Source organism: Gardnerella vaginalis 1500E (assembly GCF_000263595.1).
In the GTDB taxonomy this organism is placed as follows: Bacteria; Actinomycetota; Actinomycetes; order Actinomycetales; family Bifidobacteriaceae; genus Bifidobacterium; species Bifidobacterium vaginale_E.
This window is the reverse complement of the sequence record NZ_ADES01000014.1, coordinates 231,540-256,279: the sequence shown is the minus strand read 5'-3', so window position 1 is coordinate 256,279 and position 24,740 is coordinate 231,540. Positions and strand designations below refer to the sequence as shown.

Below are 24,740 nucleotides of genomic sequence, written 5' to 3'. Positions count from 1 at the left end.
CCGCTGCTGCTGATGATGATAATACCTTATATGTTCCTGAAACTGCTGAAGCTCTTGCTGAGCGTTTGAATAAGGAGAAGGCAGATAAGGCTAAGGCTGACGAGAATGATAAGTATGAGCATTCTCCTTATGGCAACAAGGACATGGATTACAAGAAGTGCGTGAAGCTTTACGGTGAAGATGATATCGCTTGCAAAGCTGTGGCTGACTATCTCAAGCGTCATGGTCAGAAGGTTGATGACAAGGGTGCTGATAAGAAGGCCGATAAGAAGGCTGACAAGAAGTCTGATAAGAAGGCTGCTCCATTGGCTAAGACCGGTGCTGCTGTAGCTTTGGCTGCTGTTGCTGCTTCCGTGCTTGCTGGCATGGGTGCTGCTCTTCGCAAGATCCGTCACTAAGCTTTTAACACGTTAATTCGTGTTGATTGTTTAATGGTTTGTTTGTGAGCGTGCTGTATGTGAGTATGGTGCGCTCACTTGTTAAATCTTTCACTCAACGTGCTGCGATAGCTTTATGTTCTTGTGGCGGGTTTGCTTTCGGGCTTTTGCATGATTCTACTGTTTTGCCAAATCTCTTTCTTTACAGTGTGATTATGTGCGGTTTGTTAGTGTAACTGTTGAGTGTAGGCCGGTTTTGTTTATTAGGGAAAACGATCCGGTTTTGTTAAAGGGCTTGGGTTTGGCACTGTAGGGGTGCTATCTCCAAGCCTTTCTTCGTATGTAGATTCTTTTTTAGTGTAAGCGACCAAAACTGCTCGGCGGTGAGTAGTTTATGTCGGCTACGCAAGAAAATTCGACTAAAACGACTCAGCTGTGAGTAGTTTATGTCGGCTACGCAAGAAAATCCGACCAAAACGACTCAGTTGTGAGTAGTTTGTGTCGTTTTTTAGTCAGATTCCGACCTAAACAGCGCAAGGGTGAGTAGTTTGAGTCGCTTTTGCGGAAGATTTCAGGTTATTTCCCAAATTGTGTATTTGTGCATAACTTTTATCCAAATCCTACCTTTTAACCACAATACTAAAAAAATATTTACGCAAATCTTTTCTAAAGTCATAGTTGATGTCATGAGCGCTTACTTTAGTGCTCAATGCAAATAGAAAATTATGCTCATAATTCGCTATTGCATTAAGGGTTGGGTTAAAGGAGATTTTTATGGAAACATATTTGGGGAAGCATACTAGTTTTAGTTGTGCGAATAAATTGCGAAACCTCATGAAACAAAAAAATATTCGCAAAATGTTGGCATTGTTTACTTCCGCGGTACTAGTTCCTTCGGTACTTTGTTCGCAAATTGCTATGGGATCTGTCAATAATTTAACGGGTTATTATTACAAAAAGTCGAATACTGTTGAATGGTTAAGTGAAAAGATTGGAAGGCTAAGACTTGGTCCTGTTAGGGATAATTGGGAAGGCCGAAAGAATGCTTTTTATTGCATGGAATCTTCCGTGTTTGTAGATTACAAAGGCGAATTTAAGCAGATGAATGGTGAAGATTATCGTATTGCTGCAAATATTATTAAAACACACAACAATAATGACGATGATTTAACTCAGGCTGCTTTGGCGTTTATGGTGCATAATCATTTTGATATTAATCAGAACAGATGGAAGGAGGCTGTTGAAAACGGATTTATAGGCGTTGAAACAGAAACTTTAAGGAATAAGGCAGATGAGTTGTGGCAACAGGGTGTTAAAGAAACTCCGGTTAAGGCTGTGCTAAAAAATGATTACACTAAGGGCAAGCGCGTTGGTGTAATGCATATTAGTCTGCAAAATTCCAATGGAGATTCTTTAGGCGGAGTACCTATTAAAGTAAAATCCTCAAATAATCTTATTAAATTTGCTAACGGATCTGAGTCTTTTGAAGGAAAATCTAAAAAAGAAGGTTTAGATATTACTTGGAACGCACTTGATGCTGGAAACGCTCGAATTGAAGTTTCTTTTAATGCGCCAAAAGCTGAACGTTTATTCTCTCCAGATGGTCAAGATGTGATGAAAGCTTTTGAGAATACGTGGTATCCGCAAGATTTTTCTTTTGGTGTAGAAAAAACTTTCCAGCCGTTGCTTAAGTCGAAAATATCAAAGCATGAGCTGCGTGCAGGAGAGCAGGTAGATAGTACTGTAACTAGCGGTGTTGCGGGAAATGATTCCTGGCCAGAAAATGTTCATCTTCGCGCGCAAGGCTACTATTTTGTAGGTTCTGCTGAAGATATTTTGCATATTCAACAGCGAAATAGTGGTGAATCTGCTAAAGAGTACTTGAATCGCATGCGCTCTATGCCTAATTTACGTCAAGTTGCTGCGGCTAAAGCTAATTTCTCTAATTCTGGAGAAACTATAACTGCACTAGCAAAACGTGCTAATGGAGATATTACAGCATCTGATCTTGATAAAGCAGAAGCTTATAAAGTAAATGATTTAGAAGCAGGTTTGTTTGGCACATGGGTTTGGATTATTTCTCGCGATTCTCAGAATAAATCTGACCGAGAGTTTTTGAAAGATGATGTTGTGCAGCTGTTTGGTTCTACCGACACTACGGCTGTTCATCAAGCAACTGTAAGTTCAGATATTGTTGCTAAGCAGCAAACTGTTGGGCTTAATACGGAAATTGTTAATGAGATTACTGTAAGAGGTCTTCCTGAAACTTACGGATCTTTTAAGGGGAATAACAGTTACGGCTTTAATGAAGATAAAAAAGCGCATATTCGCGTTTGGTGGGCTGGTGCAGGTAGTGAAAATCCTACTAAAAAAGATAACGAAAATTATATGCCTGGATCTAAAGGCGAGCCGTCTTATCAAGAGCCAAAAGAAGATAGTCATCATCGTTTGATTGCTAAGTGGGATGTTCCTGCAGTTAATGGCGTGTACAAGATTGGCAACGGAAATATTACGCTTAGGCCTATTGCTGGAACTGATAGGTCTACTACTGAGCCGAAAGTTTTGGAAAATAACGTGCATATTCGTGCTGATAAGAATAGTGCTTCGGGATGGTATGTGTTTGTGTACGATTTTCCTGGATCTTCGCGCGCTGTAGCTTATAAATCGGCGTACGACAATTTGTGGAGCCGCACGTATGTGGAACCAACTGCTTTGGTTCATCCTGTATCTGTGACAACTAGAGTTAGTGACGATAAAGTGCAGGTTGGAGAAAAGTTCCATGACAATGCTCGTATTACCGGTGATGTTCCAAAGGGAAGTTACGTAGTATTTAGCGCATATGCGTATGGTGATGATAATGCTAACGATAAGTCCAAGTCTTCTTCGCTAAAGTCTAATGCAGAAGAAAAAGGAAAGGCAAAAGAAAAGGCAAAGGTAAAAGCAACTGATGCGTCTCATGCTTCACCGGCTGCTAGCTCTGTAACATCTGCGCAAAGCGATGAGATTATGCCTGAATCGCGTGTAAATATTACGGATAAGCAATCTGAAGATAGCAAGAAATCTCCGATTACCGTTAAATCTGCGGATATTACTTTGAACCACGACGGAATTGTTTACTGGAAGGCGGAAGTTTTCGATGCTCAAGGTCATCCTTTAGCTACTCATGTTTTGGGTGTAGAGGGTGAAACTGTGCAGGTAATGGATAATTCTGCGCGTTCTTATGGAGACCAGAATCAGAATGATCAAGCTGATTTTGAGAATCAAGGCGACAATGGCGAAAACGACAAAAGTGGTAAAGGCGGTGCAGGCGGTAAGTCTGATGCAAATTCAAATTATCCAATTGATCTAAAGAATTTTGGTTTTGCGGATGGCAATAATGGGAATAATGATAAGAGTGGAAAAAGTAATACACAGTCTACTCCGAACAATTTGGATGAATTGTCGGATAACAGATTAGATAAAGATGATAGTGATGAAATAACAAATACGAACCCATCTTCACTGGCTGTTACTGGCGTTTCGGGTGCGACTGTAATGCTTCTTTCGCTAACAACGCTAACATTCGCTAGTGGAATGTTTCTAGGGAGATTTGTTGCTGTAATTCCTAGACACGGACGCAAATTCGACAATGCACGTCACGGTGGTGCTCGCCAATTGAAACGTAGATTGGTATAGTACTTATTTCTAGGAATATTCGGAATTTGGCGCGTTAATCTTATGTATATTTTCAAAAAATATGATTAGCGCGTCAAATTTTTGTTGTAATTACTTTACAATTTGCGCATAATATGATTAGTATGTCAACTTGTACTATGTTGAATATGACGTTATAACATGTAGGTTAGTGTGTTTTATAGAAGAGGAAGCAGAAATGAAAGATTATGATATTGATAAAAATAAACTGTTAGTACGCCTGCATAGAGTGCAAGGGCAGCTTAATGCTATCAATACTATGATTGAGAAAGATGCTGAATGCAAAGATGTTCTTATGCAACTTTCTGCTGCAACAGCTGCATTGCATTCTTTAGCTGTATTGACTGCGCGTGAGCATGTCAATAGTGATATACATCGTGCTGTTGAAACAGGCACTGTTGAAAGCGCAAAGCAAGCAATGGAAGATGTTACTGAGATTATTGATCGTTTGCTTCGCTACGAAAAGGCATAATATATAGTGCAAGATTCGCATACTGTTTCGCATACTGCTTCGCATACTGTTTTGCGCACAGTTCAAGAAGATTCTTCTAATCCTGCGCATGATTCGTTTGTTGAGAAAAAATCAGAATTTATTGGCAATATTTGTCATGTAACAACTCTTGATGAAGCTCTGGATTTTGTGCAGTCGGTTAAAGCTGCGAATCCTAAAGCGCGTCACGTTGCGTATGCTGCTATCTGCGGAATGCGTGGAGAGCAATTATGCGAACGAATGAGCGATGACGGCGAGCCTGCTTCAACAGCGGGAAAACCAATACTTGATGTTTTACGCTCAGCGAATTTAACCGATTGCGTAATAACAGTAACGCGCTACTTTGGCGGTATTTTACTTGGCTCGGGCGGATTAACACGCGCTTATGCTAGGTCTGCAAGTATGGCAGTCGCAGCAGCAAAAATCGTAGATATTGTTTCTTGCATTAGTTTTGCTTGCAATCTTAAATATCAGCAATTGCGCATGTTGCAGCATATAGTCAGTCAAGTAGAAGGCGTAATTGACAGCGAAAATTATGGGGCCAATATTACTCTAAATATTTCCGTACCAACTTATAAATCGGAAGAATTTCTTTTGCTAGTTCGAAATGCTTTTTCTGGAAGTGTTGTTCCTGAAGTGTTGTGCCGAAAGCAGATGGTACTCTAAGTAATAAGCTAATCGACATAAAGCGTTAAAGGTGATTTTATGAGTACGAATAATCAAGAGCAGTCAAATAATGATGCAGAATATGAGCCTTTAACCGCAGTATATGAGCATTTGCGCCATAGTGAGGATTCTGCAGAACTTCACGAATTTGCTAGACGTAAGTTGCCAGATAGGTCTGATCAAGCAGCGTTTTCTAGGGCTACTTCTTTACTAGAAGCTGTTGCTGGGAACGCAAATACTCCAGAAGAAGACAGAATCTACTTAGCTACTTCAATGCCTTTTCCAAATATATTAGTGAAACTTTCAGAAGATTGCGCAGATGATGTTCGTCTTGCTGTTGCTGAAAATCACGATGCTAAAAATTGGTTAGTTGGAAGACTCACAAAAGATTCTTGCCCTAAGGTTCGCGATGCTGCATTGTGCAATCCAAAAGCATCTTGGAAAATGCGTTTAGAAGGCGCGCAAGTAGATGGCGTAAGTGCGAAAACATTGCAATATCTTGCATCTCTTGGAGTGAATATAGAAGAAAACGCTCCAAGCGTATTGGCAACTATGGTGCGTAGAGCAGTTGCGCTAAATCCTGGAGTTCCGCAAAATGTTTTGCAAACTTTGTGTGACGACAAGTCGGAAGACGTGGCTTTGGCGGCGCGTGGTCGTTGCTCTCGCGAATAATGGGAAACATGAATAATAATACAACAGAAGAAGTGACAGAAGCGTCGCCACTGCATCGCCTAGCAGAATTAATGGGCGTAGGTGTGCGTTACGTTGGTTCCGACAATAAAGAATATGAAATCCAAGATAATGTATTGGTGTCTGTTTTAGCCGCATTAGGCGTAGATGCTTCTAGCGATGCTGCAATAGAAAAATCTACGCAAGATGTTTTAGCTTACCGTCACGGACGTATTGTTGCTCCAACGGTTTTGCATACTGTTGGCAAGTGCGATGAAGTAACTGTGAATACTGGAATTCTCGAGTATCCAGTGGCAACTATCACGTTGGAAAACGGCGAAGAGTATGAGGGTGAACTAGAAATCGTACCTAACGATAACACCACTGCATACCCAGTAAATGGCAAGTTTGTAGCTACGTCTTTAATTAAAATTCCTGAAGATTTGCCAATGGGCTACCACACTTTGCGAGTAACTGTTGGAGAGCGTCAAGAAGAAGCAACACTTATTAGTGCTCCAGAAAGCATAACTACACTTGATTCCCTTGAAGCAAACGGTGAGCAGCTTTGGGGATGGATGGCTCAGCTTTATTCAATTCGTTCTTCAAAGTCTTGGGGTGTTGGCGATTTTGCAGATTTAGCAACTCTTCTTGCTGAAGCTAAGAAAAAAACTGGCGCTGACTTTGTGTTAATTAACCCAATGCATGCAGGTGAGCCTGTGACTCCACTTACACCATCTCCGTACTTGCCAGTTGCTAGAGGAATGGTAAACGTAACGTATATTCGTCCAGAAAGTATTCCTGAGTACGAAACGTTAAACGATAAAACTCGAAAAGAAGTCGAAAAATTACATGCCCAGGTGGATCCTCTTAATAATGATGCGCAAATCATTGATAGAGATTCTATGTGGCGAGTAAAAATGCGCGCACTGTGGCTTATTTTCAAGGCTGGCATGCCAGAAAATCGCACTCGTGTTTTTGATGAGTTTAAGCAGGAAATGGGCGAGCGTCTTGAATCCTACGCAACATGGTGCTTGTGCTACGACAAGTGGGGTGCTCCAAAGGGTGACGATTGCTGGGAGAAGACTCTTACTAAGGATTCTGACCAAGTGCGCGAATTAGCTAAGCGCTTCCCAGATACTCTTGAGTTTTATCGTTGGCTTGAATGGGTTGCTTTTACTCAATTGCATGATGCTCAAGTTGCTGCACGCGAAGCTGGAATGAAAATCGGCATTATGTCAGATATGGCTGTTGGTGTGCATCCTGCAGGATCTGAAGTTTGGTGGAATCCAGAGAGATTTGCTAACGGTGCTACAGTTGGCGCTCCGCCTGATTACTTCAATCAGCAGGGTCAGGATTGGTCGCAGCCTCCACTGCATCCGTTTGAGCTTGAGCGTACCGGTTTTAAAACATACCGAGACATGGTTCATGGAATGTTTGCTTCTGCTGGTGCTGTGCGAATTGATCACATTCTTGGACTTTTCCGCTTATGGTGGATTCCAGAAGGTTCAGCTCCAAGTGGTGGTGCTTACGTTTACTACGATTCTGATATTATGCTTGGCATTTTGGCAATCGAAGCCGCTCGCGCTCACGGTGTAGTTGTTGGTGAAGATTTGGGTGTTTTGCCTGCAAATGCTTTGGATGTACTGCGCAAGAAGGCTGTGCTTGGTTGCACGGTTGAATGGTTCGAGGTGCAAGATGGCGAATTCCGTTCTCCAGATAAGTGGCGCGAGATGACACTTGCTTCTGTAAATACCCACGATATGCCTCCTGCTGCTGGTTATTTGCGCTATGAGCAGGTTAATATTCGTGAGCGTTTGCACTTGCTTACGGGTTCTGTTGAAGAATTCCGCGCTGGAGCTGAAGCAGAGCATCGTGCCATGATGCGAATGTTGGTGAAGGACGGTTATTTGGATGCTCAGTTGCTTGAGGATGAGGATGCTCATACTCAGGAGATTATTGAGGCATTGTACCGCGCTTTGAAGGATGCTCCTTCACGTTTGCTTGCTGCTTCTTTGGTTGATGCAGTTGGTGAGTATCGTACGCAGAATCAGCCTGGAACTAATAATGAGTACCCGAATTGGCGTATTCCGTTAGCTGATGGTGACGGCAATCCGGTGTCTTTGGATACTATGTTTGATTTGCCTCGTGTGCGCTCGCTTGCTGCGATTATGAATGCATAACATCTTGTGATTTATTTTGTTTAGCAATTTGTTGAGCAATTTGTTTTGTATTCGTCTCAGCCTTATATAAAATAGACACTTGCAAGTAGTCGCCACTTGGCGATATACTTGCAGATTGTTGTGTTTCCCTAAGGGGTCCTTCAAAGCGCTTTTCCCACTCGCCATCGAGGACTTTCAGGGAGCCCACGGATTATGAGTAACGTATTTTCTATAAACCAAGAAAATACAACGCTCGAAACACAATAGAGAAAAGGTACGATTGTGAAGACTTTCACACCGAAACCAGCAGATTTGACTCATGACTGGTACATCATCGATGCCACTGACGTGGTACTTGGTCGTTTGGCCTCTCAGGTAGCAATCTTGCTGCGTGGTAAGAATAAGCCAACGTTTGCTCCTCATGCTGATTCTGGCAATCACGTTATTATTATTAACGCTGAAAAGATTGCTTTGACTGGCAATAAGTTGAGCAAGGAACTGTATTCCCACTCTGGTCGTCCAGGCGGCCTTCGTCGTGATAGCTATGAAGAGCTTTTGGAGAAGAATCCAAAGCGTATTATCATGGCTGCTGTCAAGGGCATGCTTCCAAAGAATCGTCTTGCTAAGGTGCAGCTTGACCGCCTTCGTGTGTTCACTGGCGCTGAGCATCCGCACACTTCGCAGAAGCCACAGGTCTTCGAGATCGCTCAGGTCTCTCAGCAGGCTAAGTGAGATCAAGGAGAATAGATATGGCAGAAAATAACAACTCCGCGGTTCTTGAAAACGAAGAAGAACTGACTAGCTACACTACTGAAACTAACGCTGGTGCAGGCACCGGCACTTCCGCAATCGAGCCAGGCTACGGCACTGGTCGTCGTAAGGAAGCTGTTGCTCGTGTACGTTTGGTTCCAGGCTCTGGTAAGTGGACCATCAATGGTCGCACTTTGGAAGAGTACTTCCCATCTCGCTTATTGCAGCGCGAAGTGAATTCACCAATCGTGTTGCTCAAGCTTGAAGGCAAGTTCGACGTCGTAGTCCTCGTTGACGGCGGCGGCACTACCGGCCAGGCTGGTGCTATTCGCTTGGGTGTTGCTCGTGCATTGAATTCCATCGATCGCGATGCAAACCGTATTGCTTTGAAGAAGGCTGGCTTCTTGACTCGCGACGCTCGTGTTGTGGAACGCAAGAAGGCTGGTTTGCACAAGGCACGTCGTGCACCTCAGTTCTCGAAGCGTTAAGTTTCGCAGAATATATATTTTACAAAATGGCTTCAGGCTTTTGCTTGGGGCCATTTTTGTATATCAAAATCTAAATATCAAAATCTATATAAAAAAATAAAACGAACGTAAAAGTAAGCAAAAGTACTCAAAAAACGAACATAACTCTACCGTGCTCAATCATAAATAGCGCAACTCGCTGCAAAGATGCAAAAGTACAGTAAAACGGCTAAATTGTGACTTGTATCACATATTTACTTACTGTGAGTAACAACAGGCAAAAAAATTTGCTATTAACGTCGTTATTAACGTCGTTATTAATGCCGTTGGTAAAGATCAAGGAGGACTACTCATGGTTGAGGCACAGAATAAGGCCGAAACAGAGTCTAAAACCGTCGATGATGTTGAATTAGCAGCACAGCAAGAGGTTGATCAACTTGTTGAAAAAGCATCACATGCTTTAGATGAATTTGAAAAGCTTAATCAGCAACAAATTGATCATATTGTAGCTAAAGCATCTGTTGCAGCGCTAAATAAGCATTTGGTTCTTGCAAAAATGGCTGTTGACGAAACTGGGCGCGGTCTTGTTGAAGATAAAGCAACAAAAAACATTTTTGCATGCGAACATATTACGCATTACTTGGCAGGGCAGAAAACAGTTGGAATTATTCGCGAAGACGATGTTCTTGGAATTGACGAAATCGCTGAGCCAGTTGGTATTGTTGCAGGCGTAACTCCAGTTACAAACCCAACTTCAACAGCAATTTTTAAGTCGCTTATTGCACTAAAAACTCGCTGCCCAATTATTTTTGGATTCCATCCTTTCGCGCAAAAGTGCTCTTCTGAAGCAGCTCGAATTGTTCGTGATGCAGCGGTTGCGGCTGGAGCTCCAAAAGATTGCATTCAGTGGATTGAGCATCCTTCTATTGCTGCAACTGGCGCTTTAATGAAACATCCGAAGATTGCAACAATTCTTGCAACAGGCGGTCCTGGAATGGTAAAGGCTGCGTATTCTTCTGGAAAGCCAGCTCTTGGTGTTGGAGCTGGAAATGCTCCTGCATATGTTGACAGCGATGTTGATATTTCGCGTGCTGCAAACGATTTAATTCTTTCAAAGCATTTTGATTACGGAATGATTTGCGCAACCGAGCAGGCAATTATTGCGAATAAGGACGTATATGAGCCATTACTTCGCGAATTGAAGCGCAGGAAAGCATATTTTGTTAATGCTGATGAAAAAGCTAAGCTTGAGCAATATATGTTTGGCTGCACTGCATATTCTGGAAATACTCCAAAACTTAACTCCACTGTTCCAGGAAAATCTCCTCAATATATTGCTCACGAAGCTGGATTTGAAATTCCGGAAGATGCTGTGATTTTGGTTGCTGAGTGCAAAGAAGTTGGTGAGATGGAGCCGCTTACTATGGAAAAGCTTGCTCCTGTTCACGCAATGCTTCGCGCTGAAAATAAAGAACAAGGTTTTAAGATGTGTGAACAGATGCTTGTGCATGGAGCTGGCCACACTGCTGTAATTCACACAAATAATCAAGATCTTGTGCGCGAATATGGCGTTCGTATGCATGCTTGCAGAATTGTTTGGAATTCTCCTGGATCTCTTGGTGGCGTTGGAGATATTTATAATGCTATTGCTCCTTCGCTTACTCTTGGATGCGGATCTTACGGTGGAAATTCCGTTTCTGGCAACGTACAGGCTATAAATCTTCTTAATATTAAGCGTATTGCACGAAGGAATAATAATATGCAATGGTTCAAGATTCCGGCTAAAACTTATTTTGAGCCGAATGCTATTCGTTATTTGAGGGATATGTACGGCGTTGAGCGCGCAGTTATTGTGTGCGATAAAGTTATGGAGCAGCTTGGCGTAGTAGATAAGATTATTGATCAGCTTCGTGCTCGAGATAATCGCGTTACTTTCCGCATTATTGATTACGTTGAGCCTGAGCCAAGCGTTGAAACGGTTGAGCGTGGCGCCGCAATGATGCGTGACGAGTTCCAGCCAGACACAATTATTGCTGTTGGTGGCGGTTCTCCAATGGATGCTTCTAAGATTATGTGGCTTATGTACGAGCATCCGGAGATTTCTTTCGCTGATTTGCGCGAAAAGTTCTTCGATATTCGTAAGCGCGCATTTAAGATTCCGCCTCTTGGTGGCAAAGCTAAGCTTGTTTGCATACCAACTTCTTCCGGAACTGGATCTGAAGTTACGCCTTACGCTGTTATTACAGATCACAAGACTGGATACAAGTATCCTATTACGGATTACGCTCTGACTCCAACTGTTGCAATCGTAGATCCTGTGTTAGCTCGTACGCAGCCTCGTCGTTTGGCGTGCGATTCTGGTTTTGATGCCTTAACTCACGCTATGGAAGCTTACGTGTCTGTTTACGCGAATGATTTCACAGACGCTATGGCATTGCATGCTTCGAAACTTATTTGGGAAAATCTCAACGATTCTGTGAATTGTGAAGATTCTCAGCGCAAGGTTGAGGCGCAAGAAAAAATGCACAATGCAGCTACTATGGCTGGAATGGCATTTGGTTCCGCATTCTTAGGTATGTGTCACGCTATGGCTCATACTATTGGTGCTTTGTGCCATGTTGTACACGGACATACTAACGCAATTTTGCTGCCTTATGTTATTCGCTACAACGGTCAGATTCCGCAAGAGCCAACTAGCTGGCCAAAGTACAATCATTATATTGCGCTTGAAAGGTATCAGGAGATTGCTAAGAATCTTGGTGTAGATCCTGGTAAAACCCCTGAAGAAGGCGTGGAAAATCTTGCTCGCGCTGTTGAAGAGTATCGAAATGAAAAGCTTGGAATGGACGCCTCGTTTAAGGCTTGTGGCGTAGATGAAGAGTACTACTGGTCGATACTTGACAATATTGGCATGCGCGCTTACGAAGATCAGTGCGCTCCTGCAAATCCTCGTATTCCACAAATTGAGGATATGAAGGATATTGCGATTGCTGCGTATTATGGCGTTTCTAAAGAAGAAGGCCATCGTATACGCTTGGAGCGTGAAGCCGCATAATTTTTGCGTATTTAGTTAATAATGGCAGAAGCTAAACTAATTGTAGTTTCTGCCATTTTTTGTTGGAAAATAGCCGACACGCCCTGTTTTTAATAATCGAAGGTTGATGGTTTAATTACTTAGTTGCCTGTTTTAAGGCTCGCATATTGTAATTAAAAAAAGCGAGCGCGGAAGCAAAAACTTTGAATCGAATTTTTTTGTATGAATAGGTTTTTGATGCCGCGCACTGATGTGGAATTGCCCTAGGGGTTTATTCTCGCCGGTGCCCTTGAATTCAGGTTGGTAAACAGTAAACGAATCGCTAGAAAGGGCGGACGGCAATGGCGGGACAGAAAATCCGCATCAGGCTTAAGTCCTATGACCATGAGGTCATCGACCAATCGGCGAAGAAAATCGTCGAGACGGTGACGAACGCGGGCGCCACAGTGGTGGGTCCGGTTCCTCTGCCGACCGAGAAGAACGTGTTTGTTGTTATCCGTTCTCCTCATAAATACAAGGATTCTCGCGAGCATTTCGAGATGCGCACTCATAAGCGCCTCATTGACATCGTAGATCCAACGCCAAAGGCTGTGGATTCTTTGATGCACATTGACCTGCCTGCGGATGTAAACATCGAGATCAAGCTGTAGGAAGGGGGAGAAAATGTCGCAGAATAAGAATCGCACTGCATTGCTCGGCCGCAAGCTGGGTATGTCGCAGGTTTGGGATGAGAACGGCTTCTTCGTCCCCGTAACTCTGGTTGAAGTTGCTACTAACGTAGTTACCGCTGTAAAGACTGTAGAGTCTGACGGTTATTGCGCAGTACAGCTCGGTTATGGCCAGATTGATCCTACCAAGGTGACCAAGCCATTGGCCGGTCATTTTGCAAAGGCTGGTGTAACTCCTCGTCGTCACCTCGCTGAGGTGCGCACGGAGAACGCAGCAGATTATCAGCCAGGTCAGGAATTGACTGCTGAATTGTTCGCTGAGGGTTCTGAAGTAGATGTCACTGGCACTACCAAGGGTAAGGGCTTTGCTGGCACTATTAAGCGTTGGGGCTTCAAGTCCTATCGTCGTACTCACGGCTCGCACAAGAACGAACGTCGCCCAGGTTCTGTGGGCGCTTGCGCAACTCCAAGCCGCATTTTGAAGGGCAAGCGTATGGCTGGTCGCATGGGTCATGTGACTTCCACCGCGCTTAACCTCACCATCGTTTCTTCGGATGTCGAGAACGGCATTCTCGCTATTAAGGGCGCTATTCCAGGTCCTAAGGGCGCAATCGTTCTCGTCCGTTCGGCAGTGAAGGGAGCCTGATAATTATGGCAAACGTAACTCTGAACGTCACTGATACTAAGGGCAAGGCAAGCGGAACCGTTGAAGCTCCTGCTGAAATTTTCGGCATCTCCAACGAAGACGTTTTGGCTCACGGCCCACTGGTTCATCAGGTCGTAATCGCTCAGCTTGCTGCTGCTCGTCAGGGCACCCATGCTGTGAAGAATCGTGCTAATGTTTCCGGCGGCGGTAAGAAGCCATGGAAGCAGAAGGGCACCGGTCGTGCTCGCCAGGGTTCCATTCGTGCTCCACAGTGGGTACATGGTGGCGTTGTTCACGGTCCAGTTCCTCGTAAGTACGATCAGCGCACCCCGAAGAAGATGAAGGCAGCTGCTCTTCGTTACGTTCTTTCGGATCGTGCAAATGCTGGACGTATTGCTGTAGTTGACTTTGGTATTAAGGATGTTCCATCCACCAAGCAGGCAGTTGCAGCACTTACCCCTGTGACCAATAACCAGTTCACTACTGTTGTTCTTTCTCGTGAGAACATCAATGAGTGGATGTCTGTACGCAACATTCCAACTGTTCACGTGATCTTCGCTGATCAGCTCAACACTTACGATGTTGTTACAGCTCAGTACGTCGTCTTCTCCAAGGAAGGCTTCGAAGCCTTCGTTGCTGCTAAGACCGAGCCTGTCGTTAAGGAGGCCTGATTTAAATGGTCGCAGTCCATAACCCAGCACATGACGTAATTCTTAAGCCAGTTGTTTCTGAAAAAAGTTATGCAGCTTCTGATCGTGGCCAGTACACTTTCGTAGTGGCTCCAGATGCTAACAAGGTTCAGATCAAGCAGGCTATCGAAGAAATCTTCAAGGTCAAGGTGACAAACGTTAACACTTTGAACCGCGCTGGCAAGTTGAAGCGCTCTCGCACCGGTTTCGGCCGTCGTGTGAACCAGAAGCGCGCTATTGTCACCGTGGCTGAAGGTCAAACGATTGACATCTTTGGTAACTGAAGGCTAGCCGAGAAAAGTAAAGGAATACTATATTATGGCTATCCGCGTTTATAAGCCGACGACTGCAGGCCGTCGTAACGCTTCGGTTTCGGATTTTGCCGAGATCACGCGTTCTACGCCTGAAAAATCGTTGGTACGCAAACTCAGCAAGACTGGTGGTCGTAACTCTTACGGCCGCATGACTTCTCGCCATCGCGGCGGCGGTCACAAGCGTCAGTATCGTCTCATCGACTTCAAGCGTTGGGACAAGGATGGCGTGCCAGCAAAGGTCGCTCATATTGAGTATGACCCTAACCGTTCCGCTCGCATCGCATTGCTGCACTACGCAGATGGTGAGAAGCGCTACATTATCGCTCCTGAAGGTATTGCCCAGGGTGACGTTATTGAGACTGGTGCTCAGGCTGATATTAAGCCAGGCAACAACCTGCCTCTGAAGAATATTCCAACCGGTACTGTGGTTCACGCAATCGAGCTTCGTCCACTTGGTGGCGCAAAGATTGCTCGCTCCGCTGGTGCTGCTGTTCAGCTCGTCGCTAAGGATGGCGCTTACGCTCAGTTGCGTATGCCATCTGGCGAAATTCGTAACGTTGACGCTCGTTGCCGCGCTACGATTGGCGAAGTTGGTAATTCTGATCACGCCAACATTGAACTTGGTAAGGCTGGTCGCGCTCGTTGGCTTGGTCGTAGGCCAATAACTCGAGGCGAATCCATGAACCCTGTGGACCACCCACATGGTGGTCGTACCCGTGGTGGCAAGCCGCCAGTTTCTCCATGGGGCAAGGGCGAGGTTCGTACACGTCGTCCAAAGAAGGCTTCGAACAAGATGATTGTTCGTCGTCGCCCGAATGGTAAGAACCGCAAGTAAGGGAGTGTCGAATAGATGACTCGTAGCATCAAGAAGGGCCCTTTCGTCGACGCCCACTTGCAGAAGAAAGTCGACGAGCAAAACGACAAGGGCACGCATAACGTCATTAAGACGTGGTCGCGTCGTTCGATGATCACTCCTGATTTCATTGGACACACCTTTGCCGTACACGATGGCCGCAAGCATGTGCCGGTATTCGTTACCGAAGCCATGGTTGGTCATAAGCTCGGTGAGTTCGCCCCAACCAAGACCTTCAAGGGTCATGTGAAGGACGACAAAAAGGCACGCCGCTAAAGGAGAGTTAGGACACATGGAAGCTAAAGCAATCGCTCGTCACGTCCGCGTGACGCCGCGCAAGGCTCGCCGCATGGTCGACCTCATCCGAGGCAAGCGTGCAAGCGAAGCTATTACCATTTTGAAGTTTGCTCCTCAGGACGCATCTTTGCCGGTGCGCAAGGTTCTTGAAAGCGCGATCGCTAACGCTCGCGTGAAGGCTGAAAAAGCCGGTGAACCATTCCGTGAGCAGGACTTGGTCATCAAGGAAACCTACGTGGATGAGGGTGTAACGCTTAAGCGTTTCCGCGCTCGTGCACAGGGTCGCGCTGCGCGCATTAACAAGCGCACAAGCCATATCACCGTTATCGTCTCGCTTAAGGAAGGAGCCCGCTAAAGATGGGTCAGAAGATAAATCCTTTCGGCTATCGCCTGGGCATCACCGAGAATCATCGTTCTAAGTGGTTCTCCGACTCCAACAAGGCTGGCGAGCGTTATCGTGACTTCGTCCTTGAGGATGACAAGATTCGCAAGGAAATGAGCCATGACCTCGAGCGTGCTGGCGTATCTCGTATCGTCATCGAGCGCACTCGTGATCGCGTTCGTGTTGATATTCACACCGCTCGTCCAGGTATTATTATCGGCCGTCGTGGTGCTGAAGCTGAGCGCGTTCGTGCAAAGCTGGAGAAGCTCACAGGCAAGCAAGTACAGCTCAACATCTTTGAGGTGAAGAATGCTGCACTTGACGCTCAGTTGGTTGCTCAGGGAATTGCGGAACAGTTGACAAACCGCGTTACATTCCGTCGTGCTATGCGTAAAGCACAGCAGGATGCCATGCGCGCTGGTGCCAAGGGTATTCGTATTAAGCTCTCCGGTCGTCTTGGTGGCGCCGAAATGAGCCGTTCTGAGTTCTATCGTGAGGGTCGCGTTCCACTGCAGACCCTTCGTGCCCTTATTGATTACGGCTTCTTTGAAGCCAAGACCACTTACGGCCGTATTGGCGTTAAGGTCTGGATTTACAAGGGTGATATGACCGAGCGTGAGTTTGAAGAGCAGCAGGCTCAGCAGGGTAAGCGTGAAGGTCGTCGTGGCGATCGTCGTCCACGTCGTGGCGCACGTCCTGCTAACCAGCAGAAGGCTGCTGAAGCACAGGCTGAAAAGCCAGCTGAAGCTGCAGCTGCTGAAGCTCCTGCCGCAACGGAAACGAAGGAGTGAGCAGATGCTTATCCCAAAGAGGACTAAATATCGTAAGCAGCACCGTCCTACCCGTAGCGGCATGTCTAAGGGTGGCACCGAGATTGCTTTCGGCGATTTCGGTATTCAGGCGCTGGCTCCGGCCTACATCACTAACCGACAGATCGAGGCAGCTCGTATCGCAATGACCCGCTACATTAAGCGTGGCGGTCGTGTGTGGATTACGATCTTCCCAGATCGTCCATTAACCAAGCACCCGCTTGGTGCGCGAATGGGTTCCGGTAAGGGTGCTCCAGAATTCTGGATTGCCAACATCCACCCAGGACGCGTAATGTTCGAGATCGGTGGTGTTTCTGAGGACATCGCTCGCGAGGCTTTGCGCCGCGCTATCGATAAGCTCCCAATGAAATGCCGCGTTATTGCGCGTGAAGGCGGTGACATCTGATGCCAGTCGGAACTGCAGACTACACCATCAAGAATTTGAACGAGAAGACCAATGCTGAAATTGAAGGCTTCTTGAAGAAGTCCAAGGAAGAGCTTTTTAACTTGCGCTTCCAGGCAGCAACTGGTCAACTTGAAAACAGCGCTCGCCTCAAGGCGGTCAAGCACGACATAGCCAGGATGTATACTGTCCTGCGTGAGCGTGAACTCGGCATCAGCCAAGAGCCTGGCGCCACTGAGGTCAAGGAGAAGTAAGCATGGCTGAGAACCAAGAGCGCAACTTCCGCAAGGTTCGTCGCGGCTACGTCGTGTCCGAGGCCATGGACAAGACGATTGCCGTTGAGCTGGAGCAGCGTTCGACACACCCGCTTTACGGTAAAGTCGTTCGCTCCACCCGCAAGGTCAAAGCCCATGATGAACACAACGAGGCACATATTGGCGACCTCGTGAGTATTATGGAAACTCGGCCCCTGAGCAAGACCAAGCGTTGGCGTCTCGACTCGATTATCGAGCGCGCCAAGTAAACAAGTTCGGCAAGGCTCCGCGCTTCACCTGTGTCTGTTCTTTGGGCAGGCACAGGTGAGTGGGGAGAACCAGCTCGGCTAAGGAGAATCAATGATTCAGCAGGAAACGCGGCTTCATGTCGCCGACAACACGGGTGCTAAGGAATTACTTGCCATCCGCGTGCTCGGTGGATCGAAGCGACGCTATGCCGGCATCGGCGACATCATCGTCGCCTCCGTCAAGGACGCGATCCCTGGCGGGTCGGTCAAGAAAGGCGACGTAGTTAAGGCTGTCGTCGTCCGTACTGTCAAGGAACATCGCCGTGTCGATGGTTCCTATATTAAGTTCGATGAGAACGCCGCCGTCATTCTCGGCTCTGGCCGTGAACCAAAAGGCACTCGTATCTTCGGACCAGTCGGTCGTGAATTGCGTGATCAGCACTTCATGAAGATTGTGTCCCTTGCCCCGGAGGTGATCTGATATGGTAGCCAAGATTAAGTCCGGCGACCAGGTGAAGGTTATCCGCGGTAAGGATCGCGGTAAGGAAGGCAAAGTACTTCGCGTACTTGCCGACGACCGTTTAGTCGTAGAAGGCGTTCAGGTCGTTAAGAAGCACGTTCGCGCCACCCAGCAGGGTCAGCAGTCGGGCATTGTTTCGGTTGAGGCTCCAATCCATCGCTCTAACGTGATGGTTATTGATCCAGAAACCAAGCAGCCTACTCGCGTCGGCGTGATTGTTAAGCAAGAGGCTCGTGACGGCAAGGTTAAGACCGTGCGCGTGCGTGTCGCCAAGAAGTCCGGAAAGGAGCTGGCATGACCGATACTACAGTTGAGTTGCCGGCAACTCCGCGCTTAAAGCAACAATACAAGGATGAAATCGTTCCAGCCTTGGAGAAGGAATTTGGCCACACCAATCCTATGCAGGTGGCTCGTGTACAGAAGGTTGTCGTCTCTATGGGCGTCGGCGCTGCAGCACGTGATTCCAAGCTCATCGAAGGTGCGATTAAGGATCTCACTTTGATCACCGGCCAGAAGCCAAAGGTCACTAAGGCAAAGAAGTCTGTCGCACAGTTCCATCTGCGCGAAGGCCAGGCTATCGGTGCTTACGTAACCCTTCGTGGCGATCGTATGTGGGAATTCTTGGATCGTTTGCTTACTCTGGCTTTGCCTCGTATCCGCGATTTCCGTGGTATTAACGGCAACCAGTTTGACGGTCAGGGTAATTACAACTTCGGTCTTACGGAACAGTCTATGTTCCATGAGATTGATCCTGACTCGATTGATCATCAGCGTGGTATGGACATCACCGTGGTGACTACCACCAAGGACGATGTGGAGGCCAAGTCTTTGCTTAAGCACCTCGGTTTCCCATTCAAGGAGAACTGAAATGGCAAAAACCGCTCTGAAAAACAAGGCGGCCGCTAAGCCGAAGTTCAAGGTACGCGCTTATACGCGTTGCCAGGTTTGTGGTCGTCCTCACTCCGTGTATCGCAAGTTCGGTCTGTGCCGCATCTGCCTTCGTGAGAAGGCTCATCGCGGTGAGTTGCCGGGTGTTACGAAGTCCAGTTGGTAAATATCGACGCTGAAGGTCCACTGCCTAAAGACAAAGGTCTTATATAGAGGCGGTGGAAACCACGGCGAGAAAGGGCGTTAGCCCACATGACAATGACAGATCCAATCGCAGACATGTTGACACGTCTGCGTAACGCGAGCGCGGCAAAGCACGATACCGTGGAAATGCCGTACTCCAAGTTCAAGGCGAATATCGCCGAGATCCTTAAGCACGAAGGCTACATTAAGGACTTCGCTGCTAAGGAAGCTAAGGTTGGACAGACGTTGGAAATTACGTTGAAGTATGGCTCCAATGGCCAGCGTTCTATCCAGGGCATCAAGCGCATTTCTAAGCCAGGCTTGCGTCGTTACGCTAAGTCTGATGCTTTGCCAATGCCTCTTGGTGGTCTCGGTATCGCTATTATCTCGACCAGCTCGGGATTGTTGACTCAGAAGGAATGCCTCGACCGAGGCATTGGCGGCGAAATTGTCGCCTACGTATGGTGAGAAAGGAGAGCTGAAGATGGCATCGCATATTGGTAAGCTCCCCGTCGACATTCCTCAAGGCGTGGAAGTAAAGATTGAAGGTCAGTCCTTCAGCGTCAAGGGCGCTAAGGGTTCTGACTCCTATGTAATTCCAGAGGGCATTACCGCGGAAGTTGCTGAGAATCAGATTGTTTTGACTCCAGTTGACGATTTGCGTCCAACTCGTGCAAAGCACGGCTTGGCTCGTGCAATTGTTGCTTCCATGGTTAAGGGTGTGCATGAAGGCTACACCAAGACTTTGGATATTGTTGGTACCGGTTATCGTGCAGTAATGAAGGGCAAGGGCATTGAGTTCTCGCTCGGTTATTCTCACACTATTACCGTTCAACCACCTGCAGGTATTGAGTTCGAGTTGCCAAATCCTAACCAGGTAATCGTTAAGGGCACTGATAAGCAGACTGTTGGCCAGGTTGCTGCTAACATCCGCAAGCTTCGTGCTCCAGAACCTTACAAGGGTAAGGGTATTAAGTACACCGATGAACGTATCCTGCGCAAGGCTGGAAAGGCTGGTAAGTGATATGAGCGTTAAGATTTTCGGTAAGGGTACCAAAGTCGCACGTTTGCGTCGTCACGCCCGTCTTCGTAAGCATATTGCTGGCACATCTGAACGTCCTCGTTTAGTTGTTTCTCGTTCTAACCGCCACATGGTTGCTCAGATTGTGGACGATACCAAGGGCATTACTTTGGTAAGTGCTTCCACTTTGACAGCTGACTTCGCTGGTTTCACCGGTACGAAGACTGAAGCTGCAACCAAGGTTGGCGAATTAGTAGCGGCTAAGGCGAAGGAAGCGGGCATCACCGCTGTAGTCTTCGACCGTGGCGGTAACAAATATCATGGTCGCGTCGCAGCAGTAGCTGAAGGCGCCCGTCAGGGAGGTCTAGCACTGTGAGCGACAACGAAAAGGAAACCCAAGTGGCTGAAGAAACTCAGAACACTCAGGCATCCGCTGAGCAACGCAACGATGATCGTCGTTCTCGCCGCAATAAGGGCGAGGGTAAGCGCGGCGAGCGTCGTAATCGTCGTGAAGAAAACCGCGGCGAAGAGCTTCTGGATCGCGTAGTTACTATTAACCGTGTTTCCAAGACCCACAAGGGTGGTCGTACCTTCAGCTTTGCAGCACTTGTTGTTGTGGGCGACGGTAAGGGCACTGTTGGTGTTGGTTACGGCAAGTCTCGTGAAGTTCCAGCAGCTATCGCTAAGGGTCAGCTTGACGCTAAGAAGCATATGTTCACTGTTCCACGTATTCGTGGTACCGTCACTCATCCAGTGCTCGGTCACGATGCTGCTGGTACCGTGTTGCTTCGTCCAGCTGCTCCAGGTACTGGTGTAATCGCTGGTGGTGCTGTGCGTGCTGTTATGGAGTGCGCTGGCATTACAGATATCCTCACCAAGTCCATGGGTTCTGCGACCGCTGTAAACGTGGTGCGCGCTACTGTGGACGCTTTGAAGAAGCTCGAAGAGCCAGAAGAGATTTCTGCTCGTCGTGGTCTTTCTCTTGAGGAAGTTGCTCCTGATGCTTTGCTCCGTGAGCGCGCTGCCGGCATTGCCGAAGCTCGCAAGGCTCGCGAAGAAGCTCAGGCCGCCAAGGCAGCTGAAGCAAAGGATGGTGAGTGATGTCTAATTTGAAGATCACTCTGGTGCACGGTTTGGTTCATACCACTGAGCGCCAGCGCGCGAATGTTCATACGCTCGGCCTTCATAAGATTGGTCATAGCGTAGTTCGTGAAGACACCCCCGTCAATCGTGGCTTGGTCATGGCCGTGCGCCACCTGGTGAGCGTCGAGGAGGTCGACTGATTATGGCTAACGAAGAACCAATGCTGCATATGCACACATTGCGTCCAGCTCCAGGAGCTAAGAAGGATCGTATCCGCGTAGGCCGTGGTGAAGGCTCCAAGGGTAAGACCTCGGGTCGTGGTGACAAGGGCACAAAGAAGCGTTATCAGGTTCGTCCTGGCTTCGAAGGTGGCCAGCTTCCACTTTACATGCGCTTGCCTAAGTTGCGTGGATTCAAGAGTCCTTTCAAGAAGGAGTTCCAGGTCGTTAACGTTGCAGCTCTCGCTGAACTCTTCCCAAAGGGTGGCGAAGTTACTGTAGCTGACCTTATTGCAAAGGGCGCCGTGCGCGATGGTTACCCAGTTAAGGTTTTGGGCGATGGTGAATTGACTGTTGCTTTGAACTTGAAGGGTATGAAGGCTTCTGCTTCTGCTAAGGCAAAGGTTGAAGCTCAAGGCGGCTCCATCAGCGAAGAGTAGGTAGAACTACTTTAAGCTTGATGCAGTTATAAAGCTGTAGATAGTCCCTCTAGCGTTGTCTAGGGGGACTATTTTTATCGACAAAACTCACCAATAAGCTGTTTCAGTATGCACCGTGAGTTAAACTATTGCCTCAGAGTTTGTTTTTTGCACTGTTGCGCCTAGGAGTGCGCGAAAAAAGGGAGGAAGACCCAGGTGAAAACGTTAATCCAGGCCTTCAGGACGAAGGAGTTGAGGAATAAGATCCTCTTCGTCTTCGCTATGATTATCATCTACCGTATCGGTTCGTTTATTCCGATTCCAGGTGTTGACTATAAAGTAATTAGTGATTGCACAACTAAGCTGGCTTCGTCAAAAGAGAACTTTATTGGGTTGGTCAACTTGTTCTCCGGCGGCTCGCTGCTGCAGCTTTCCATCTTTGCTTTGGGTGTAATGCCTTACATTACAGCTTCCATTGTGATTCAGCTTCTTCGCGTTGTTATTCCTCGCTTCGAAGCGTTGCATAAGGAAGGTCAGTCTGGCGAGACAAAGCTTACGCAGTACACTCGTTACTTAACTATTGGTTTGGCTGTTTTGCAGTCAACAACAATTTTGGTAACTGCTCGTTCAGGCGCTTTGTTTAATTATCAGTGCGGTCAGGTTATTCCAGATGGTGGCTTCTGGAGCTTGGTTGTAATGGTTTTGATTATGACCGGCGGCACTGGTTTAATTATGTGGATGGCAGAGCTTATTACAGATAAGGGCATCGGCCAAGGTATGTCCGTCTTAATCTTTATGTCTATTTGCTCCGGCTTCTTGCCAAAGCTTTGGGATATTGGTTGGGGCACCAACGGTTCTGATGGTGATTGGACTAAGTTCTCCATCGTTGGTGGTGTGCTTCTTGTAATTCTTGTTTTCGTTGACTTTGTGGAACTTGCACAGCGTCGTATTCCTGTGCAGTACACTCGTCGCATGATTGGTCGAAAGATGTACGGCGGATCTTCCACTTATTTGCCGTTGAAGATTAATATGAGCGGTGTTATTCCACCAATCTTTGCTTCTTCTATTCTTGCTGTTCCTACTCTTATTGCTCAGTTCGGAGATAAGAGCAAGCCTTGGGTACAGTGGATTGAGAACAATTTGGCAAATTCCACGTCTGCTTGGTATATTGCCCTATACACTGTGATGATTGTGTTCTTCTGCTTCTTCTACACCGAGATTACTTTTAATACGGATGAAACTGCAGATAACATGAAAGAGTATGGCGGATTTATTCCTGGAATCCGCGCCGGTAGCGCAACTAGCAACTACTTGAGCTATGTTATGAACAGGCTTAACACTGTCGGCGCTATTTATTTGCTTTTCGTTGCTTTGATTCCTACCGTTTTGATTATGGCTTTGCACTTGAATACAAAGTTGCCATTCGGCGGTACAACGATTCTGATTATTGCTGGCGTAGGTTTGGATACTTTGCGTCAGGCAAAGGCTCAGACTGAACAGTTCCAGTATGCTGGTTTCTTGTTCAATCACGAAAATCAAAAGCAAGTATCTAAGTAAATAAAATAATTTGTGAAGAATCAAGGAGATGAATATGCGATTGCTGATTATGGGTCCTCAGGGCGTTGGCAAGGGCACTCAGGCTGCTTTGTTAAGCGAGCATTACAATATTCCAGCAATTTCTACTGGTGATATTTTCCGCTATAACTTAAAAAATCAGACTGAGCTTGGCAAGCAAGTGCAGGTTTATCTTGACAAGGGCGAGTTGGTTCCAGATGAGCTAACAAACAGCATTGTTAAGGATCGTCTTGCACAAGATGATGCTAAGAATGGCTGGATTCTCGACGGTTATCCTCGCAACGCTTCCCAGGTTCAGGCTTTGGATTTAATGTTGGAAGAACTTTCAACTCCTCTCGACCACGTCGTGGCTTTAGAGGCTGAGCGTGAGGTTTTGCTCGAGCGCATGCAGAAGCGCGCAGTAGAGCAGGGTCGTTCTGACGATACTCCAGAAGTTATTGCTAAGCGTTTGGAAACATACGAAAAAGAAACTGCTCCGCTTCTTGATATTTACGATAGCCGCGGTCAGTTAGTTGAAGTTGATGGTGTTGGCGATATTAAAGAAATTAATAATCGCATCATTGAATCGCTAAACTAATAGCAGTAGAACAATAATACTAGACTGATTTATTACAGTCAGGTTTGTGTGAGAAATGCGCCCCATGCGACACGCCGAGTGTTGTATAGGGCGCATTTACTGTAATATAGAAGATTGGCGTGTCTTCGGATGCGCGAAGTAGTATGCCCAAGGATCGGAACGAGGCTCATGGCAAAAGACGGTGTGATTGAAGTCGAAGGCAAGGTAGTCGAAGCACTGCCGAACGCGATGTTTCGCGTTCAGCTCGAGAATGAGCACATCGTTCTAGCTACGATTTCCGGAAAAATGCGCAAGAATTATATCCGCATTCTTCCGCAGGATCGTGTAGTGCTGGAGATGAGTCCATACGATCTGAACCGTGGACGTATTACGTACCGTTATAAGTAAA

General features: G+C 46.7%; 33 protein-coding genes. All 33 read left to right on the top strand.

What is annotated here, in order from left to right; translation table 11 throughout:
* Positions 1–398: hypothetical protein (locus CGSMWGV1500E_RS06510; RefSeq protein ID WP_004129075.1), on the top strand; the 398-nt coding region annotated here is incomplete at its 5' end.
* 753 nt (positions 399–1,151) lie between these two features.
* Positions 1,152–4,052 carry a hypothetical protein gene (locus tag CGSMWGV1500E_RS01180; protein WP_004129073.1) on the top strand — a complete coding sequence of 967 codons (2,901 nt, stop codon included), beginning with the start codon at positions 1,152–1,154 and terminating at the stop codon, positions 4,050–4,052.
* A gap of 196 nt (positions 4,053–4,248) precedes the next feature.
* Positions 4,249–4,542, top strand: coding sequence for a metal-sensitive transcriptional regulator (locus CGSMWGV1500E_RS01185; RefSeq protein WP_004129072.1), 294 nt, complete (start codon positions 4,249–4,251; stop codon positions 4,540–4,542).
* A 6-nt stretch (positions 4,543–4,548) separates the two neighbouring features.
* Positions 4,549–5,226 (top strand): IMPACT family protein, encoded by a 678-nt coding sequence (locus CGSMWGV1500E_RS01190; RefSeq protein WP_004129070.1) that lies wholly within the window; start codon positions 4,549–4,551, stop codon positions 5,224–5,226.
* Between the two features lie 39 nt (positions 5,227–5,265).
* On the top strand, positions 5,266–5,898 hold the full coding sequence (locus CGSMWGV1500E_RS01195; protein ID WP_004129069.1) for a hypothetical protein: 633 nt from the start codon (positions 5,266–5,268) through the stop codon (positions 5,896–5,898).
* An 8-nt stretch (positions 5,899–5,906) separates the two neighbouring features.
* Positions 5,907–8,075: a 4-alpha-glucanotransferase gene (gene malQ, locus CGSMWGV1500E_RS01200; RefSeq protein ID WP_004129068.1), complete on the top strand. Its 2,169-nt coding sequence runs from the start codon at positions 5,907–5,909 to the stop codon at positions 8,073–8,075.
* 261 nt (positions 8,076–8,336) lie between these two features.
* Positions 8,337–8,786, top strand: coding sequence for a 50S ribosomal protein L13 (gene rplM, locus CGSMWGV1500E_RS01205; protein WP_004129067.1), 450 nt, complete (start codon positions 8,337–8,339; stop codon positions 8,784–8,786).
* A 17-nt stretch (positions 8,787–8,803) separates the two neighbouring features.
* Positions 8,804–9,292, top strand: coding sequence for a 30S ribosomal protein S9 (rpsI, locus tag CGSMWGV1500E_RS01210; protein WP_004129066.1), 489 nt, complete (start codon positions 8,804–8,806; stop codon positions 9,290–9,292).
* Positions 9,293–9,623: 331 nt separating this feature from the next.
* Positions 9,624–12,326: a bifunctional acetaldehyde-CoA/alcohol dehydrogenase gene (gene adhE / locus CGSMWGV1500E_RS01215; protein WP_004129065.1), complete on the top strand. Its 2,703-nt coding sequence runs from the start codon at positions 9,624–9,626 to the stop codon at positions 12,324–12,326.
* Positions 12,327–12,646: 320 nt separating this feature from the next.
* Positions 12,647–12,955 (top strand): 30S ribosomal protein S10, encoded by a 309-nt coding sequence (gene rpsJ / locus CGSMWGV1500E_RS01220; protein ID WP_003808013.1) that lies wholly within the window; start codon positions 12,647–12,649, stop codon positions 12,953–12,955.
* A gap of 13 nt (positions 12,956–12,968) precedes the next feature.
* Entirely contained in the window at positions 12,969–13,619 is a 651-nt protein-coding gene (gene rplC, locus CGSMWGV1500E_RS01225; protein WP_004129064.1) for a 50S ribosomal protein L3, read from the top strand.
* A gap of 5 nt (positions 13,620–13,624) precedes the next feature.
* A complete protein-coding gene (gene rplD / locus CGSMWGV1500E_RS01230; protein WP_004129063.1) occupies positions 13,625–14,290 on the top strand; it encodes a 50S ribosomal protein L4 in 666 nt (221 codons plus the stop codon).
* A 5-nt stretch (positions 14,291–14,295) separates the two neighbouring features.
* Positions 14,296–14,592 (top strand): 50S ribosomal protein L23, encoded by a 297-nt coding sequence (rplW, locus tag CGSMWGV1500E_RS01235; RefSeq protein WP_004105515.1) that lies wholly within the window; start codon positions 14,296–14,298, stop codon positions 14,590–14,592.
* Between the two features lie 34 nt (positions 14,593–14,626).
* Positions 14,627–15,457 (top strand): 50S ribosomal protein L2, encoded by an 831-nt coding sequence (gene rplB / locus CGSMWGV1500E_RS01240; protein WP_004129060.1) that lies wholly within the window; start codon positions 14,627–14,629, stop codon positions 15,455–15,457.
* A gap of 15 nt (positions 15,458–15,472) precedes the next feature.
* Positions 15,473–15,751, top strand: a complete 279-nt coding sequence (rpsS, locus tag CGSMWGV1500E_RS01245) for a 30S ribosomal protein S19 (RefSeq protein WP_004114357.1) — start codon at positions 15,473–15,475, stop codon at positions 15,749–15,751.
* A 16-nt stretch (positions 15,752–15,767) separates the two neighbouring features.
* A complete protein-coding gene (rplV, locus tag CGSMWGV1500E_RS01250; RefSeq protein ID WP_004105510.1) occupies positions 15,768–16,127 on the top strand; it encodes a 50S ribosomal protein L22 in 360 nt (119 codons plus the stop codon).
* 2 nt (positions 16,128–16,129) lie between these two features.
* On the top strand, positions 16,130–16,945 hold the full coding sequence (gene rpsC / locus CGSMWGV1500E_RS01255) for a 30S ribosomal protein S3 (protein ID WP_004129057.1): 816 nt from the start codon (positions 16,130–16,132) through the stop codon (positions 16,943–16,945).
* A gap of 4 nt (positions 16,946–16,949) precedes the next feature.
* Positions 16,950–17,369, top strand: coding sequence for a 50S ribosomal protein L16 (gene rplP / locus CGSMWGV1500E_RS01260; RefSeq protein ID WP_004109684.1), 420 nt, complete (start codon positions 16,950–16,952; stop codon positions 17,367–17,369).
* A complete protein-coding gene (rpmC, locus tag CGSMWGV1500E_RS01265) occupies positions 17,369–17,620 on the top strand; it encodes a 50S ribosomal protein L29 (protein WP_004129054.1) in 252 nt (83 codons plus the stop codon). Before rplP ends, rpmC begins: the two co-directional genes overlap by 1 nt.
* Positions 17,621–17,622: 2 nt before the next feature.
* Positions 17,623–17,889 carry a 30S ribosomal protein S17 gene (rpsQ, locus tag CGSMWGV1500E_RS01270; protein WP_004114365.1) on the top strand — a complete coding sequence of 89 codons (267 nt, stop codon included), beginning with the start codon at positions 17,623–17,625 and terminating at the stop codon, positions 17,887–17,889.
* Positions 17,890–17,980: 91 nt separating this feature from the next.
* Positions 17,981–18,349 (top strand): 50S ribosomal protein L14, encoded by a 369-nt coding sequence (rplN, locus tag CGSMWGV1500E_RS01275; RefSeq protein WP_004129052.1) that lies wholly within the window; start codon positions 17,981–17,983, stop codon positions 18,347–18,349.
* A gap of 1 nt (position 18,350) precedes the next feature.
* Complete coding sequence (gene rplX, locus CGSMWGV1500E_RS01280) at positions 18,351–18,686, top strand: 50S ribosomal protein L24 (protein WP_004129050.1); 336 nt, start codon at positions 18,351–18,353, stop codon at positions 18,684–18,686.
* On the top strand, positions 18,683–19,255 hold the full coding sequence (gene rplE / locus CGSMWGV1500E_RS01285) for a 50S ribosomal protein L5 (protein ID WP_004129048.1): 573 nt from the start codon (positions 18,683–18,685) through the stop codon (positions 19,253–19,255). Before rplX ends, rplE begins: the two co-directional genes overlap by 4 nt.
* A gap of 1 nt (position 19,256) precedes the next feature.
* Positions 19,257–19,442: a type Z 30S ribosomal protein S14 gene (locus CGSMWGV1500E_RS01290; RefSeq protein WP_003808046.1), complete on the top strand. Its 186-nt coding sequence runs from the start codon at positions 19,257–19,259 to the stop codon at positions 19,440–19,442.
* Positions 19,443–19,528: 86 nt separating this feature from the next.
* Positions 19,529–19,927: a 30S ribosomal protein S8 gene (gene rpsH, locus CGSMWGV1500E_RS01295; RefSeq protein ID WP_004105495.1), complete on the top strand. Its 399-nt coding sequence runs from the start codon at positions 19,529–19,531 to the stop codon at positions 19,925–19,927.
* Positions 19,928–19,943: 16 nt separating this feature from the next.
* Positions 19,944–20,483 carry a 50S ribosomal protein L6 gene (gene rplF, locus CGSMWGV1500E_RS01300; protein WP_004129046.1) on the top strand — a complete coding sequence of 180 codons (540 nt, stop codon included), beginning with the start codon at positions 19,944–19,946 and terminating at the stop codon, positions 20,481–20,483.
* A gap of 1 nt (position 20,484) precedes the next feature.
* On the top strand, positions 20,485–20,856 hold the full coding sequence (gene rplR / locus CGSMWGV1500E_RS01305) for a 50S ribosomal protein L18 (RefSeq protein WP_004109670.1): 372 nt from the start codon (positions 20,485–20,487) through the stop codon (positions 20,854–20,856).
* Positions 20,853–21,581, top strand: coding sequence for a 30S ribosomal protein S5 (rpsE, locus tag CGSMWGV1500E_RS01310; protein ID WP_004129033.1), 729 nt, complete (start codon positions 20,853–20,855; stop codon positions 21,579–21,581). Before rplR ends, rpsE begins: the two co-directional genes overlap by 4 nt.
* On the top strand, positions 21,581–21,763 hold the full coding sequence (gene rpmD / locus CGSMWGV1500E_RS01315; protein WP_004105491.1) for a 50S ribosomal protein L30: 183 nt from the start codon (positions 21,581–21,583) through the stop codon (positions 21,761–21,763). The genes rpsE and rpmD overlap by 1 nt, the downstream gene beginning before the upstream one ends.
* A 2-nt stretch (positions 21,764–21,765) precedes the next feature.
* Positions 21,766–22,221 carry a 50S ribosomal protein L15 gene (rplO, locus tag CGSMWGV1500E_RS01320; RefSeq protein ID WP_004129030.1) on the top strand — a complete coding sequence of 152 codons (456 nt, stop codon included), beginning with the start codon at positions 21,766–21,768 and terminating at the stop codon, positions 22,219–22,221.
* 195 nt (positions 22,222–22,416) lie between these two features.
* The gene (secY, locus tag CGSMWGV1500E_RS01325; RefSeq protein ID WP_004129026.1) at positions 22,417–23,757 is read left to right on the top strand and encodes a preprotein translocase subunit SecY; all 1,341 of its coding nucleotides are present in this window, start codon (positions 22,417–22,419) and stop codon (positions 23,755–23,757) included.
* Positions 23,758–23,791: 34 nt separating this feature from the next.
* Positions 23,792–24,352, top strand: a complete 561-nt coding sequence (locus CGSMWGV1500E_RS01330) for an adenylate kinase (RefSeq protein WP_004129023.1) — start codon at positions 23,792–23,794, stop codon at positions 24,350–24,352.
* Positions 24,353–24,520: 168 nt separating this feature from the next.
* Positions 24,521–24,739 (top strand): translation initiation factor IF-1, encoded by a 219-nt coding sequence (gene infA / locus CGSMWGV1500E_RS01335; RefSeq protein WP_004129021.1) that lies wholly within the window; start codon positions 24,521–24,523, stop codon positions 24,737–24,739.
* The last annotated feature ends 1 nt before the right edge of the window (position 24,740 follow it).

Excerpts from the sequence above, each read along its gene's own strand:
- rpsJ (WP_003808013.1), top strand. The coding sequence starts at position 12,647 with ATGGCGGGACAGAAAATCCGCATCAGGCTTAAGTCCTATGACCATGAG.
- rpmC (WP_004129054.1), top strand. The coding sequence starts at position 17,369 with ATGCCAGTCGGAACTGCAGACTACACCATCAAGAATTTGAACGAGAAG.
- rpsQ (WP_004114365.1), top strand. The coding sequence starts at position 17,623 with ATGGCTGAGAACCAAGAGCGCAACTTCCGCAAGGTTCGTCGCGGCTAC.
- CGSMWGV1500E_RS01330 (WP_004129023.1), top strand. The coding sequence starts at position 23,792 with ATGCGATTGCTGATTATGGGTCCTCAGGGCGTTGGCAAGGGCACTCAG.
- rpsH (WP_004105495.1), top strand. The coding sequence starts at position 19,529 with ATGACAATGACAGATCCAATCGCAGACATGTTGACACGTCTGCGTAAC.
- rpsC (WP_004129057.1), top strand. The coding sequence starts at position 16,130 with ATGGGTCAGAAGATAAATCCTTTCGGCTATCGCCTGGGCATCACCGAG.
- CGSMWGV1500E_RS01185 (WP_004129072.1), top strand. The coding sequence starts at position 4,249 with ATGAAAGATTATGATATTGATAAAAATAAACTGTTAGTACGCCTGCAT.
- malQ (WP_004129068.1), top strand. The coding sequence starts at position 5,907 with ATGAATAATAATACAACAGAAGAAGTGACAGAAGCGTCGCCACTGCAT.
- adhE (WP_004129065.1), top strand. The coding sequence starts at position 9,624 with ATGGTTGAGGCACAGAATAAGGCCGAAACAGAGTCTAAAACCGTCGAT.
- rpsI (WP_004129066.1), top strand. The coding sequence starts at position 8,804 with ATGGCAGAAAATAACAACTCCGCGGTTCTTGAAAACGAAGAAGAACTG.
- CGSMWGV1500E_RS01195 (WP_004129069.1), top strand. The coding sequence starts at position 5,266 with ATGAGTACGAATAATCAAGAGCAGTCAAATAATGATGCAGAATATGAG.
- rplB (WP_004129060.1), top strand. The coding sequence starts at position 14,627 with ATGGCTATCCGCGTTTATAAGCCGACGACTGCAGGCCGTCGTAACGCT.
- rplX (WP_004129050.1), top strand. The coding sequence starts at position 18,351 with ATGGTAGCCAAGATTAAGTCCGGCGACCAGGTGAAGGTTATCCGCGGT.
- CGSMWGV1500E_RS01180 (WP_004129073.1), top strand. The coding sequence starts at position 1,152 with ATGGAAACATATTTGGGGAAGCATACTAGTTTTAGTTGTGCGAATAAA.
- rplW (WP_004105515.1), top strand. The coding sequence starts at position 14,296 with ATGGTCGCAGTCCATAACCCAGCACATGACGTAATTCTTAAGCCAGTT.
- rpmD (WP_004105491.1), top strand. The coding sequence starts at position 21,581 with ATGTCTAATTTGAAGATCACTCTGGTGCACGGTTTGGTTCATACCACT.
- rplR (WP_004109670.1), top strand. The coding sequence starts at position 20,485 with ATGAGCGTTAAGATTTTCGGTAAGGGTACCAAAGTCGCACGTTTGCGT.
- rplV (WP_004105510.1), top strand. The coding sequence starts at position 15,768 with ATGGAAGCTAAAGCAATCGCTCGTCACGTCCGCGTGACGCCGCGCAAG.
- rplE (WP_004129048.1), top strand. The coding sequence starts at position 18,683 with ATGACCGATACTACAGTTGAGTTGCCGGCAACTCCGCGCTTAAAGCAA.
- rplN (WP_004129052.1), top strand. The coding sequence starts at position 17,981 with ATGATTCAGCAGGAAACGCGGCTTCATGTCGCCGACAACACGGGTGCT.
- rplF (WP_004129046.1), top strand. The coding sequence starts at position 19,944 with ATGGCATCGCATATTGGTAAGCTCCCCGTCGACATTCCTCAAGGCGTG.
- rplO (WP_004129030.1), top strand. The coding sequence starts at position 21,766 with ATGGCTAACGAAGAACCAATGCTGCATATGCACACATTGCGTCCAGCT.
- rplC (WP_004129064.1), top strand. The coding sequence starts at position 12,969 with ATGTCGCAGAATAAGAATCGCACTGCATTGCTCGGCCGCAAGCTGGGT.
- infA (WP_004129021.1), top strand. The coding sequence starts at position 24,521 with ATGGCAAAAGACGGTGTGATTGAAGTCGAAGGCAAGGTAGTCGAAGCA.
- rplP (WP_004109684.1), top strand. The coding sequence starts at position 16,950 with ATGCTTATCCCAAAGAGGACTAAATATCGTAAGCAGCACCGTCCTACC.
- rpsS (WP_004114357.1), top strand. The coding sequence starts at position 15,473 with ATGACTCGTAGCATCAAGAAGGGCCCTTTCGTCGACGCCCACTTGCAG.
- rplD (WP_004129063.1), top strand. The coding sequence starts at position 13,625 with ATGGCAAACGTAACTCTGAACGTCACTGATACTAAGGGCAAGGCAAGC.
- CGSMWGV1500E_RS01290 (WP_003808046.1), top strand. The coding sequence starts at position 19,257 with ATGGCAAAAACCGCTCTGAAAAACAAGGCGGCCGCTAAGCCGAAGTTC.